Below are 12,538 nucleotides of genomic sequence, written 5' to 3'. Positions count from 1 at the left end.
GCACAGCAGCAGGTCAGGTCGAAGGGCGGCACACCCTCGACCTGACCTACGGGGATGATTGACTTTACTCCACCCCACCCGCCAGCACCTGTACCGTCAGGCCGCCCGTGGTGCGCAGGGTTTCGACCACGCGTTGGGCGTGGCGTTTGGACCGGCATTCGATGGTCAGGTCGATGTCGGTGGCCTTGACCGTCGTGGTGGTGAACAGGCGCTGGTGCGAGGCCTCGATGATGTTGCCGCCGGCTTCGCCCACCAGACCGGTGATGCGGGACAGGGCGCCCGGACGGTCGGGGATGGCGATGCGGACCGCGATCAGGCGGCTTTCACGCACCAGTTGACGCATGATCACCTGGGCCAGCAGGCGGCTGTCGATATTGCCGCCGCACAGGACCAGCCCGACCTTCGATCCCTGGAACAGCTGCGGATGGGTCAGCAGCGCCGCCAGCCCCGCCGCCCCCGCCCCTTCGGCCACGGTCTTTTCGATGTTGAGGAACAGGGCCACCGCCTCCTCCACCGCGACATCGGGGACCAGGACCACCTGATCCACCAGGGCGCGGCAGATTTCCAGGGTCAGGGCGCCGACATTCTTCACCGCGATGCCTTCGGCGATGGTGTCGCCGCCCACCTGGATCGGCTCGCCCTTCAGGGCCTGGGCCATGGCGGGATAGGCCTCCACCTCCACCCCGATGATGCGGATGGCGGGGTTCAGGGCTTTGGCCGCGACCGCGATGCCGCTGATCAGGCCGCCGCCGCCGACGGGCACCACCAGCGTGTCCAGATGCGGCACGGCGTCCAGCATTTCCAGACCGATGGTGCCCTGGCCCGCGATCACGTCGGGATCGTCATAGGGATGGACGAAGACCAGCCCCTCGTCGCGCGACAGACGCTCCGCCTCCGCCGCCGCTTCGGCCAGGACGGTGCCTTTCAGGACGACACGGGCGCCATGTTCCTCCGTCCGCTCCACCTTGGTGAAGGGCGTGCCTTCGGGCATGACGATGGTGGCGGGAATGCCCAGACGACCGGCGTGATAGGCCACACCCTGGGCGTGATTGCCGGCCGACATGGCGACGACGCCACGGCGGCGCTCCTCCTCCGTCAGCTTGCGCAGCTTGTTCAGGGCGCCGCGTTCCTTGAAGGCGGCGGTGAACTGCAAATTCTCGAACTTTACCCAAACCTCGGCCCCGGTCAGTTGCGACAGGGTGCGCGACGGGACGCAGGGCGTGTCCATGATGTGGCCGGAGAGCGCCTTCGCGGCCTCCTTCACATCGGCCAGGGTCACGGAAAGGGGGGCGGTGGATAGGGCGGTCATGGATTGCGGTCTCCTTGGACGCAAGGATACGGCATCCCACCCACCGCGACGGGGCGGGCGGGGCCGGTGGGTGCGCGTTCAGGTCCACGCACTTCTCACGCATTCTTGAGTCTCACGCTCCATTGTTGCTGACGAGACGATTTTTCACAGCGCTGGTAGACCGGGTTTCGTTTTCCTCAAGCGCCGGCGCGGCATCCGCCGCTTGGCTTCATGCCGCACGTGCGGCGCGTCGGCAGTCGCCGCCGGACCTGTTTCTGGCCAACCGTAAACAGCTCTACGTCAGCGCGGGCAGCCCGGCGTGCCGCAACGGGCAGCACCCGCCGCGACATAGACGCCGCAGACGGTGCATTTGGCCATTTCCTGCGTATCGGTCGATGGCGTCTTGCGGTCATTGCCGCGTGGCGTCTTTGCCCGGTCACCGCCATTGCGGCGCAGGGCCGCCTGCCGTTCCCGCTGGACCTTGCCCAGCAGGCGGAATGCGAACCAGACGATGGCCAGAAGGCCCACCAGGGTGATGATCTTGGTCAAGGACAGCATGGCTGCAAAGTGTGGGAAGCCGGAAACGGGAGCAAGTAAATTCAGAGACCAAAGCGCGCGAAAGCGGCGCGTTCGGATGCCGCATCCGCCACCCCATCGGCCAGCGACCGCGCGTCCAGCCCGATAAAGCGCCCCAGGCCGGGACCGCGCGGGGGATTGATCAGGCGGATATCCACCTTCTCCCCGAACCGTTCGCGCAAGGTGGCGCGCATGTCGCCGGTGCGATCGATCAGGCCAAGCTCCAGCGCCCTAGCCCCGGTCCAGAAGGCGCCCGTGAACAGATCATCCTCCGCCGCCTTCAACCGGGAAGCGCGGCGGTCGCGCACCCAGGCCTTGAACGCCTCATGCATTTCCGCCTGGATGGATTTCAGATGGGCGACATCCTCTTCCCGCTCGGGGCGGAACGGGTCCAGCATGGCCTTGGCCGCCCCGGACGTATGGACGCGCCGATCAACGCCCAACCGCTCAATCAGGCCGGTAAAGCCGAAGCCGGCAGAGACAACGCCGATCGAGCCGACAATAGAACAGGCATCCGCCGTGATCTCATCCGCCGCACAGGCCAGCCAATAGCCACCGGACGCGGCCACATCCTCCACAAAAGCCAGGACGGGCACATTCTTTTCCGCCGCCAGCGCCCGGATTCGCCGCCCGATCAGGGCCGATTGCACCGGGGAGCCACCGGGAGAGTTGATGGCAAGCGCCACCGCCGCCAGCCCGTTCGGGGCGAAGGCCCGGTCGATATCATCGGCCAGCCCCTCCAGCGACAGGCCCCGCCGCCCCATGCCAATGGCCCCCGACAGGCGCAGCACCGATACCAGCGGCGACAATGAGAGGCCGGCAAGCTTTCTGAGGCGGCGGATCATGGGCAATGGCTTTCCAAAGCGAAGGCGATGGTGAAGAGATGGGGGTGGCATGCGCGCAACGGTAGCCCCGTTCCATACGAAAGAGCGCGGAGAAGGTTTGACCGCGCCCCGGCAGCGGCGCACCCTGTCACTTATGACGAAGGTTCGAGCCAACACCACCTCTTTTGTATATATCACGCTGGCATTCTGCATCCTTTCATTGGTGCAGCTGGCCGTACCACTCGCCTATGCGGAGCAAACGGTCGTAGAATTGATGGCCGTCCAGAGCCCGCCCATGGCGATGGCGGACGGGGAAGAGCCAGGTGCCGTTCTGGAACTGGCCACCGCGGCGGTGGAACGGGCGGGGCTGAAGCCCAAGGTCACCTTCATCCCCTGGCGCCGGGCGCAGGAAATGGTGTCGGGGGGCAAGGATGTCCTGATCACCCCGCTGACCTGGCTGCCGTCGCGCGCGGATAAATTCACCTGGATCGGGCCGATCTGCCGCATGGAACGATCCATCGCCAGCATCAAGGACCGTATCGACAGCCTGGATCAGGCCAAGCGGGAACGGCGTATCCTGGTGGTGGGGGCCGGCAGTGCCCAGGAGATCCAGCTGCGCGACTGGGGCTATCCGTCCGACCTTATCGTCGCCACGCCGCTGGGCACGCGGGAGGCAGAGATGCTGGCCAGCGGGCGGGTCGATGGCTGGTACAGCGGGACCGCACAGATTCGCTGGCGCTGGAACCGGGAGGGGCGGAAGGAGCGGCTGATCATCGGCAACGCGATTGTCGTGGATCAGATCCATCTGGCCTGTTCACGCGATTGCGACCCGACGCTGGCCGCCACCCTGCGCGGCGCGCTGCAAAGCCTGCGTGATGATGGAACGACGGATCGCATCCTGGCGCGCTACGACCTCTATTATTGAAGGGGCAGCGGGGCCGCATGGCGCAGCATAGCCTCCACCGGGGCGGTGTAGCCCTGGCCCTCCCCATGCAGAACCAGACCGGGCAGCAGGGACAAAGGCCCGCGCGCGTCGCGCCGGGCGCTGACAATCACACGCTTGGCGGGCACGCCGGCGCGGGGCCAGAGCGGCAGGACGCGGATATCCCCGAACCGGCCCGCCAGCAGCGACAGCAGATGGTCCAGCCGTTCCGCCGGATAGATCAGGGTCAGCGTGCCGCGGCTTTTGCCCAGGCGCAGGGCGGCCTGTACGAATCCCGCCAGATCGCCCACCCCTTCCCCATGGCTGTTGGCCTTGTGCCCGCTGGCTGAGGGCGTGTGGCGGCCCGTGGGCCAGAAGGGCGGGTTGGCCAGAATATGGTCGAAACTGTTGGGGCGCAGGCCTTCCGGCGGGGCGGACACATCGCCATCCAGGACGGTGACACGGTCGGCAAGACCGCTTTCGGCGGCCCCGCGCCGGGCTAAACCGGCGGCAAGGTCCTGTATCTCCAGCCCCGTCACCGCCAGACCCGGCACACGGGCGGCCAGACACAGCAGGGCCGCCCCCGTGCCGCACCCCAGTTCCAGCACGGCCTGTCCCGCCACCGCCGGCACGGCGGCGGCCAGCAGGACCGGATCGATCGCAGCGCGGTAGCCGTCCGCCGGCTGGAACAAAGTGACGCGGCCACCCAGCAATTTGGTGGCATCGATATCGCCGCAACCGGTCACGCCGATGCCCCCAGCGCAACGGCCAAGCCTGCCTCCACCAGCAGGGCGCGGGCCTTATCCAGATCATCATCGGCCACGCAGAGACGGCGGGGAATGGCCCCGATGCTGCCTTCCAGCACAGAGGTATGCTGGTCCAGCAGCACGCAAGGGATGCCGGCATCGGACAGGAGCGATTGTGCGAAACTCAGCTCCACCGGGTCGTTGCTGCGGATCAGCGGCTGCATGCGGGTCCATCCCCTTCGGAGTTTCAAGGCGGACATGCCGCGTATAAACGCCGGCAGGTCTTGACCCGCCGGGCTTCCCCGCTATGCTCCCCCGCAATCCCTCGGCCCGTCAACCGGGCTTGTTGTCTGCTGCCTTCTCGCGATGGAGCCTTGACCCGTGGCCACCGTGACCACCCTTGATCCCAAGCGCCGGAAGCCGGACACCAACGCGCTCGACAATCTGGTCGCCCTCGTGGCCCAGGATCTGGCCGATGTGAACGAGATCATCGTCAACCGCATGCAGTCGCCGGTAGCGCTTATCCCGCAGCTGGCAGGCTACCTGATCGCCAGCGGCGGCAAGCGTTTGCGCCCGGTCCTGACGCTGGCCGCCGCCAAACTGTGCGGGTACCACGGCGAGACTCACAAGCCGCTGGCGGCGTGTGTGGAGTTCATCCATACGGCCACCCTGCTGCATGATGACGTGGTCGATGAAAGCGACCTGCGGCGCGGGCAGGCCAGTGCCAATGCCGTCTATGGCAACAAATCCTCCGTCCTGGTCGGTGATTTTCTGTTCTCCCGCGCCTTTCAGGTGATGGTGGAGGCAGGATCGCTGGACGTGCTGCGCATCCTGTCGAACGCGTCCGCCGTCATCTCCGAGGGCGAGGTTCTGCAGCTGATCACGCAGAACGATACCGAGACCAGCGAGGAAGCCTATCTGGAGGTCATCAAGGCCAAGACGGCGGAACTGTTCGCCGCCGCCTGCCGCATCGGCGCGGTCGTCGCCGGTCGCCCCACGGCGGAAGAGGACGCCCTGCGCTCCTACGGCATGAATCTGGGCATTGCCTTCCAGCTGGTCGATGACGTGCTGGATTATTCGGCGGCGCAGGCCAAGCTGGGCAAGAATATCGGCGACGATTTCCGCGAGGGCAAGATCACCCTGCCCATCGTTCTGGCCTTCCGCCGGGGCGATGACGAGGAACGGACCTTCTGGCGCCGGACCATGGAAGATCTGGACCAGGGCGAAGGCGATCTGGACCGTGCCATCGCCCTGATGGCCAAGCATAATGCCCTGCATGACAGCGTAGAGCGCGCCCGCCATTACGTGTCGGTGGCCCGCGACGCGCTGGGCCTGTTCCCGGCCAGCCCCGTGAAGCGGGCGCTGCTGGACGTGCTGGAATTCGTGGTCGACCGCGACTACTGATTTTCGGGGTACCGTGCAGAAAATCAGGCCGGGAGGGTTCGCCCCCCGGCCTTTTTTGTATCGGGCGGAGCGGTCGGCGGGCGCGAGGCTGCCATGCGGACCGGCATGGGTGGGAAAACGTCATCTAGGGCTTGCATGGGCCGTTCGATGACGCTATACAGCCGCCCACGCAAACGACGGCTTCGGCCACCGGGTGCGGAACATGTGACGGAGTATAGCTCAGCCTGGTAGAGCGCTGCTTTCGGGAGGCAGAGGCCGGAGGTTCGAATCCTCTTACTCCGACCAGTAAAAACCCCGGTTCGACACTGTCGGACCGGGGTTTTTTGCATATGGGCCGGGGTCGGGAGAGGGCGGCGGCGTATTTCCTGATCAGCCACTGACCATCCTCGCCCATGATTGACCACGCGGCGCGGGCACGATAGTCGTGGCGGTGGGTGCCCGTATCGGCGACGTCGGCGAGGCGTAGATATGCGAGGCCGATGTTTTCAGGGTGGCCGATCCGTTGATAATGTGCAAACGCCTGCCGACAGAGGGAGCAGGCATCCGCGCGGCCCACGAAATGATCGGACGCCCCGTCCGCCATTGGGGCTGGCCGGGGGACGAGGTCACCCTCACGGCCTGCGTCCGGCAGGTGCTGGAAACACATCTGTACAGAGATGAACCTCAGCCCCCCTCACAGGCGCGGGGCTGAGCAGTCGGCGGCCACTGACACTCCGTACTGAGGTCCAGCAGCCATCGCCGCCCGACCGGGCACTTCGGTGGTGCCGGCGGGGGACAGGCGGAAAAGTTTCAAGTCAGGCATGATCCGGGTCGATCTCTGCCTCGGGTTCGATTTCCGGCTCTGGCAGAATGAAGCCAAGGCGCTTCAGCCGGGAACGGATACCACCCTCGGTTCGTTCAAATCGGCGGGCCAGAGCAGCGATGTCCATACCGTCCTGCCAAAGGCCGGACAGTTCCGCGTCCAATACCTTGTTCCAGGAGGCGCCCGCATTGGCAGGCAAATCGACACGGCGCTGTTTCGCCTGCGGCTTACCCGCCCCATCCAGCGTCTGGATAATTTCCGCCAGGGCCGTCCATTCATTGCGCGTCAAGGTGATGGCAGGGCCACCCGGCGCCCGTAATTCCGCCACCGCGCCATCGTCCGGTATCAACAGGGCAAAGGCCTTACCCTTCACGTCCCATTCAACAATCTGGCGACGAACCACAGCCACCATGCTCATGCTACCTTTTGTGTACGACCGCGTCTTGGCGTCCCGCCCCGCGCCACCCGGATACAGTCCAGTTGCGTTCTTTTAGAAGAAAATTTGAGACGAGTGAAAATATCCTGGAACATCTACTACTGATTCCACCTTGTCAGAATTCGACTTTATCAATCTCTCCCTCTTTGAGTATGGCAAAGATTTTTCCATATTGGAATTATCAATATTATTAGCGTCAATGCTATCTATTAGATCTTTGCTGACTCCGTTTCTGATAATAACGCCGCTGGAAATATTTCCATCTAAATTTAATGGGACCGGGAACTGCAATCTACGCTCGCTTCCAATATACTTTTCCCCGCTGACTTCGAATATATTATCATCTCCTTTACGTACATCTGCAATTTCCTGAATCGCCATCTTTTTCTGAATGACTGCATTTTCCATTGCTTTCTGCATCCCTTTCTCATCCCTCACGGAACGAGCGCGACTGTAGCCGGCATCAGGGTCTAAAATAGCGCCCGCAGCGTATGGAAGTCCGGATGCTGCAAAGAATCTTGACAAGCTACTTCTTGCAATCGCCTCTTTCGCCCTTAATTTAAGGGAGTCTGTTATATGAATTTTCTGCCCTGATCCGGGCGGGTCCGTGATGACCAAAACAGATTCGTGCCTAGGCGGGTCTTCATTTTCGGTCTTAGCAATGAATAGACCAGAAACAATCGTTTCTCCACCACCAATATCAAATATAAGATTTCTTATTTGCTCCTTTCCAGCCTCGATCTGTCTGTTTAATGGACCTCTTCCGCTTTGCGTACCTTTGCATTCGATCTGATGATAAACTCCGTTTGAGATACCAATAAAATCAGGGGTTTTTTGAGCCCCATTCACTGCTATCTCTCCAATGTATTCAGCCCCAGCATCATACGCCAACTCTTTAACGAAGTGCAGCCCATCACATACTTCGTCTATACCCAACATCTTGATCATTGCGTACATAGAGAACGCGACGCCAAAATCATCGCTGAGTATCGTTTTCTGATGTGGATCAATTGAATTATATTCTGGCTTCAGGCGGAGGTAGCGACCATCTATTACTGTGAAATAGTATCTAATCCACGCGTAATACTCAGCCAAGGAAACGCCAAAAGAAGATACTGGGGTCGTCAAAACCCCAAGCAAATGAAAAACTTCATTTAGTGGAAATTTATAATAATACTCACCCGCTGGAAAGCATGACGGAACGTCTTTACCCAGCTCCAGCCAGCTCCTAGTCTGAACCTCAATCTTTACCCATTTTTCCATTATCGTGACTCCTTATCAGTTAAATTCCAAGTTAATTCTATTAACTGGAGCATCAGGACAATCAACTCTCCTCAGAAAATCCTATGGAGCCGTTCAAACCCGCAATTGGTGGCTTTGAACGGCCCACTGTTCAGGCTTTCGCGGTTTACCACTACTCCCCGCTTAATTTGAAGCGAAATTAGGCCAGACCATTGCCGCTGCACGTGCGCCCAAAGGCGTTCTGACAGGATGGTTGCCAAGGCCCGGTCCAACTGCACCTTACAGGTGGCGGGCGGCGCGGGGGTTGGGCAATGATGGTCAGGGCGGGGATCGGTTTATCTGGGTTTTCAGGAAAGGCTCAAAGGCCAACAGGTAATCCTATGGCCTTGTGAAGCGGCGGCCATAGCCTGGACCGTACCCAGATAGGTGATAACCGTTCGCCGCGCCTGTCCTGCCGTCCGGTTCAGAGCTGGCTGACGGGGAGCGGCAGGCCCACGGTTTCGGTCAGTTCTTCCAACAACCGCCCAAATAGAGCTGGCCGGGTTGACCACGACAGGCCCGACCGCGCCGACCGCCTGCATCTGCGCATAGAGGCCAACGGCATAGAAGATGCAATATTCAACCCTGCCAATCTCCGTGCACAGCCGCGTGGCGCGCCCGATCATCTGTTCATAGAGGATGCGGCTGAACACCCGGCGTACAAAGACCGGGTTCACAATCTTCGGCACTTGGCCATAGCACCGGGCGCGGTGAGAAAGCAAAAAAGGCGGCGCCGGAGCGCCGCCCTTATCTGGTGCAGAAGACTGCTTGTTAACAGCCAGACCGCGATCTCTGATACACAAAATCTGCCATATGCGAGGAAAACGCGCAACCTTTATTTTTAGGAATGCTTACGCAGGCGACCCACGCATAATAGAGAATTCAAATAAAAATATCTAAAAACATCTCAAATGAGAAGAGCGCTCATCCCTAATGATGAATAAGATACGTATCCTTCAATCAATGGCATGAGGCATGAAGATGCGCTGGCGGTTGGGCCTGGATATGGGGGCGGGTTCGTTGGGGTGGTGCGCGGTACGGCTGGATGATCAGGGCTGCCCCGACGGCATCCTGGCCGCCGGCAGCCACATCTTCGGCGATGGAAGGGCACCGTCGCGGGGGGATCAGCAGGGAACCCCGCTGGGCGTTGAGCGGCGTGCGGCGAAGGCCATGCGGCGGCGGCGCGACCGGTTTCTGGGAAGACAGGCCAAGCTGCTGGCACGGCTGACGCTGGCCGGCCTGTTTCCCGCTGACCCTGTCCGGGCCAAGGCGCTGGAACTGCTGGACCCCTATGTCCTGCGCGCCCGCGCGCTGGACGAGGCGTTGCCGCCCCATCAGCTGGGTCGCGCCTTCTTCCACCTGAACCAGCGCCGCGGTTTCAAGTCCAACCGCAAGACAGACCGGGGCGTGGACGATGAGGCCGGCAAGATCGCCATCGGTATCGACCGACTACGTGCCGCCATCGCGGCGGCAGAGGCCCGGACCATGGGCGAGTTTCTGCATAAACGCCGGCAATCGGCACCGGATGTAAACCAGATCCCCAGCGTCCGTACGCGTCTGCGCCCCGAAACCGGAGAGGAGGCAAAGGGTGACGGCTATGATTTCTACCCTGGACGTGAGCTGGTGGAAGAGGAGTTCGATGCCATCTGGGACGCACAGGCCCCACATCACCCAAGCTTGCTGACCCCGGACAACAGAGCGCTGCTGCACGAGGCCATCTTCTACCAGCGCCCGTTAAAGGCGCCGAAGATCGGCAAATGCACCCTGCTGAACAACGAGCCACGCCTGCCCAAGGCGCACCCGCTGTTCCAGCGGCGGCGGCTTCTGGAAGAGGTCAACGCGCTGCGCATCGTGCGGCCAGGCGAGGTGGCAACCAAACTGACGTGTGAGCAGCGCGACCTTTTGATGCTGAAGCTGAAGGACAAGGCCAAGGTCAGCTTTGAAACCCTGCGCAGCAAGGTTTTGAAACTGGAGCCAGAGGCCCGTTTCAACAAGGAAGGGGAAAACCGAACAGAATTGGTGGGCGACGAGGTCTGCGCCCAGATGTCCGCCAAGACCCGGTTTGGCAAGGCCTGGGCACATTTCACCGATGAAAAGCGATGGGCGATCCTGTCCCGCCTGATCGAGGAGGAGGACGAAGAACGCCTGGACACCTGGCTGCGCACCGAGCATGGGCTGGACGCGGAGCAGGCAAGGGCGGTGGCTGGCGCGCGTCTGCCCGCAGGCTTTGGCCGGTTCGGGGAAACCGCAACGCGGCGGTTGATCGCGGCATTGCAGGCCGAGGTGATCGTTTATAGCGAGGCGGTTGTTGCCGCCGGCCTGGGCCATCACAGCGATATGCGGACGGGCGAAGTGCTGGCTGAACTGCCCTATTATGGCATGACGTTGGAACGCCACCTGCTGCCCGGAACCGGCGACAAGGCCGATCCGGAGGAATTGCGCATCGGCCGGTTAACCAACCCCACGGTCCATATCGCGCTGAACCGCCTGCGCCGCATCGTCAACCGGTTGATCAAGACCTATGGCAGGCCGGAGCAGATCGCCATCGAGTTGGGCCGTGAGCTGAAGCTGACCGACGAGGATAAGCAGCGACTGTCGCGGCAGAATAACCGCAATCGCGCCGATGCGGAGGCGCGATCCAAGAAGCTGGCCGAACTGGGACAGGCCGATAATGGCGCCAATCGCGCCCGCCTGAAACTCTGGGAGGAGTTGAACCGGGAAAACGCATTGGATCGTCGCTGCATCTATAGCGGCCAGCAAATCTCCATCGCCATGCTGTTCTCCGATGCGGTGGAGGTGGACCATATCCTGCCCTTTGATGCCACCCTGGATGACAGCAACAACAATCGCATCCTGTGCCTGCGCGAATGGAACCGCCGCAAGCGCAAGCAATCGCCCTATGAAGCATGGGGCCACACCGACTATTGGCCGGATATCGCCGCCCGTGCCGCCCGTCTGCCCAAGGAGAAGCGCTGGCGGTTCGAGCCCGACGCCATGCAGCGCTTCTCTGCCGAGGACAGGTTCATTGCCCGGCACCTGGTGGATACCCAATACATGTCGCGGCTGGCGCGGGAGTATCTGGAGGCGCTGTATCCGGAGAAAGGAGAAGGCAGCGGCCATGTCTGGGTGTCGCCCGGTCGGCTGACCGAACTGATCCGGCGCAAGCTGGGCCTGAATGAATTGCTGCCCGACCATAATTTTGCCGGCGTCAAGAACCGGCTGGACCATCGCCATCACACTATCGACGCCTTCGTCGTGGCCGTGACCGACCGCTCACTCCTGCAAGGCATATCCCGCGCCTCCGCTCTGGAAGGCGAAGAAGGACGGGAACGGGTGATCGTGCCGGAACCGTGGGACGGCTTTCGAGAGGCGTTGCGCACCACGCTGAACACCATCACCGTCTGGCACCGACAGGATCATGGCACCGCGTCCAAGGCCGGACTGGCCCAAGGGCGCGACCAAACAGCAGGAAAGCTGCACAATGACACCGCCTATGGCTTGACCGGTCGGCAGGATACCAAGGGCAACGATTTGGTGGTGAGCCGCAAGCCGCTGATGTCCCTGAAACCCGCCGATATCGAGCCGGTGCCCGACGATGCGCCCATCACCAAGGGCGTGCGGGACCGCGATCTGCGCAAGGCATTGGCGCATTTCACCCAGGCGACGGAGGGTAAGGGATTCCTTCAGGCGCTGGAGCGATTCACACGCCTGGGGCCGCTGCATTTTCGGGGTATTCGCCGCGTCCGACTTATCCAGCCACTGGCAGTTATCCCAATCAAGGGGCCGGACGGTGTGCCCTACAAGGGCTATCTGGGGGGAGAGAATTTCCGCTGCGATGTCTGGGAAATGCCTGACGGGGCCTGGAAACCGGAAGTGACATCCATGTTCCAGGCGCACCAACCGGGCTGGACCTCGGCTATCCGGGCCGCGTGCCCCACCGCGCGCAAGGTGCTGAGCCTGCACAAGCGGGACATGATCGCCATCGAACGGGAAGAAGGCGTACGCACCTTGATGGTGGTGGCACAGATCTGGTCCAACGGTCAGGTCACCCTGGTGGAGCCGCACGAGGCCGGTGACCTCAACAAGCGCAACAAGTCAGAGGATGATCCCTTCGGCTATTTCATGCCAACGGCAGGTGGGCTGAAACGGCTGAAGGCACGGCAGGTGCGCGTGGACGAGTTGGGCCGCGTTCAGGACCCCGGCTTCCCCGCCCGCAAGGCGCGCCGGCGGACGCGACCGAAACAGGTTGATTGACGGGA

General features: G+C 62.2%; 10 protein-coding genes and 1 tRNA gene. 4 read left to right on the top strand and 7 right to left on the bottom strand.

The genetic code is table 11. The features are described from left to right. Positions 1 to 64: 64 nt before the first annotated feature. The 3 genes from ACT6Q8_RS02020 to ACT6Q8_RS02010 form a co-directional block, all read right to left on the bottom strand. Entirely contained in the window at positions 65 to 1,309 is a 1,245-nt protein-coding gene (locus ACT6Q8_RS02020; RefSeq protein WP_444732475.1) for a threonine ammonia-lyase, read from the bottom strand. 279 nt (positions 1,310 to 1,588) lie between these two features. After that, complete coding sequence (locus ACT6Q8_RS02015) at positions 1,589 to 1,837, bottom strand: hypothetical protein (RefSeq protein ID WP_444739331.1); 249 nt, start codon at positions 1,835 to 1,837, stop codon at positions 1,589 to 1,591. A 50-nt stretch (positions 1,838 to 1,887) separates the two neighbouring features. Beyond that, positions 1,888 to 2,709: a S49 family peptidase gene (locus ACT6Q8_RS02010; protein ID WP_444732474.1), complete on the bottom strand. Its 822-nt coding sequence runs from the start codon at positions 2,707 to 2,709 to the stop codon at positions 1,888 to 1,890. A 253-nt stretch (positions 2,710 to 2,962) separates the two neighbouring features. On the opposite strand from ACT6Q8_RS02010, the gene ACT6Q8_RS02005 reads away from it, so the two are divergent. Next, positions 2,963 to 3,613, top strand: a complete 651-nt coding sequence (locus tag ACT6Q8_RS02005) for a substrate-binding periplasmic protein (RefSeq protein ID WP_444732473.1) — start codon at positions 2,963 to 2,965, stop codon at positions 3,611 to 3,613. Here ACT6Q8_RS02005 and ACT6Q8_RS02000 read toward each other — a convergent pair. Both ACT6Q8_RS02000 and ACT6Q8_RS01995 read right to left on the bottom strand, forming a co-directional pair. Further along, positions 3,607 to 4,356, bottom strand: a complete 750-nt coding sequence (locus ACT6Q8_RS02000; RefSeq protein ID WP_444732472.1) for a tRNA1(Val) (adenine(37)-N6)-methyltransferase — start codon at positions 4,354 to 4,356, stop codon at positions 3,607 to 3,609. The two genes, ACT6Q8_RS02005 and ACT6Q8_RS02000, sit on opposite strands and share 7 nt — an antisense overlap. Then, positions 4,353 to 4,580, bottom strand: a complete 228-nt coding sequence (locus ACT6Q8_RS01995) for a putative signal transducing protein (RefSeq protein ID WP_444732471.1) — start codon at positions 4,578 to 4,580, stop codon at positions 4,353 to 4,355. Before ACT6Q8_RS01995 ends, ACT6Q8_RS02000 begins: the two co-directional genes overlap by 4 nt. A gap of 157 nt (positions 4,581 to 4,737) precedes the next feature. Here ACT6Q8_RS01995 and ACT6Q8_RS01990 point away from each other — a divergent pair, with 157 nt between their 5' ends. Both ACT6Q8_RS01990 and ACT6Q8_RS01985 read left to right on the top strand, forming a co-directional pair. Continuing rightward, positions 4,738 to 5,760 (top strand): polyprenyl synthetase family protein, encoded by a 1,023-nt coding sequence (locus ACT6Q8_RS01990; RefSeq protein ID WP_054165969.1) that lies wholly within the window; start codon positions 4,738 to 4,740, stop codon positions 5,758 to 5,760. A gap of 208 nt (positions 5,761 to 5,968) precedes the next feature. After that, positions 5,969 to 6,045: transfer RNA gene (locus tag ACT6Q8_RS01985), tRNA-Pro, on the top strand. A 509-nt stretch (positions 6,046 to 6,554) separates the two neighbouring features. Here ACT6Q8_RS01985 and ACT6Q8_RS01980 read toward each other — a convergent pair. Together ACT6Q8_RS01980 and ACT6Q8_RS01975 are read right to left on the bottom strand one after the other, a co-directional pair. Continuing rightward, on the bottom strand, positions 6,555 to 6,974 hold the full coding sequence (locus ACT6Q8_RS01980) for a hypothetical protein (protein ID WP_054165968.1): 420 nt from the start codon (positions 6,972 to 6,974) through the stop codon (positions 6,555 to 6,557). 78 nt (positions 6,975 to 7,052) lie between these two features. Beyond that, positions 7,053 to 8,261 carry a hypothetical protein gene (locus ACT6Q8_RS01975; protein ID WP_444732470.1) on the bottom strand — a complete coding sequence of 403 codons (1,209 nt, stop codon included), beginning with the start codon at positions 8,259 to 8,261 and terminating at the stop codon, positions 7,053 to 7,055. Between the two features lie 993 nt (positions 8,262 to 9,254). Between ACT6Q8_RS01975 and cas9 the strand changes: the two genes are divergently transcribed. Further along, positions 9,255 to 12,533 (top strand): type II CRISPR RNA-guided endonuclease Cas9, encoded by a 3,279-nt coding sequence (gene cas9 / locus ACT6Q8_RS01970; RefSeq protein WP_444732469.1) that lies wholly within the window; start codon positions 9,255 to 9,257, stop codon positions 12,531 to 12,533. Positions 12,534 to 12,538 lie beyond the last annotated feature (5 nt).

Source organism: Niveispirillum sp., from assembly GCF_052437035.1.
Taxonomy (GTDB): Bacteria; Pseudomonadota; Alphaproteobacteria; order Azospirillales; family Azospirillaceae; genus Niveispirillum.
The sequence above is the reverse complement of the archived record's forward strand: the minus strand, read 5'-3'. Positions and strand labels throughout refer to the sequence as shown.

Bases quoted from the DNA above. Each gene is read 5' to 3' on its own strand.
- ACT6Q8_RS01980 (WP_054165968.1), bottom strand. From the start codon at position 6,974: ATGGTGGCTGTGGTTCGTCGCCAGATTGTTGAATGGGACGTGAAGGGT.
- cas9 (WP_444732469.1), top strand. From the start codon at position 9,255: ATGAAGATGCGCTGGCGGTTGGGCCTGGATATGGGGGCGGGTTCGTTG.
- ACT6Q8_RS02010 (WP_444732474.1), bottom strand. From the start codon at position 2,709: ATGATCCGCCGCCTCAGAAAGCTTGCCGGCCTCTCATTGTCGCCGCTG.
- ACT6Q8_RS01995 (WP_444732471.1), bottom strand. From the start codon at position 4,580: ATGCAGCCGCTGATCCGCAGCAACGACCCGGTGGAGCTGAGTTTCGCA.
- ACT6Q8_RS01975 (WP_444732470.1), bottom strand. From the start codon at position 8,261: ATGGAAAAATGGGTAAAGATTGAGGTTCAGACTAGGAGCTGGCTGGAG.
- ACT6Q8_RS02020 (WP_444732475.1), bottom strand. From the start codon at position 1,309: ATGACCGCCCTATCCACCGCCCCCCTTTCCGTGACCCTGGCCGATGTG.
- ACT6Q8_RS02005 (WP_444732473.1), top strand. From the start codon at position 2,963: ATGGCCGTCCAGAGCCCGCCCATGGCGATGGCGGACGGGGAAGAGCCA.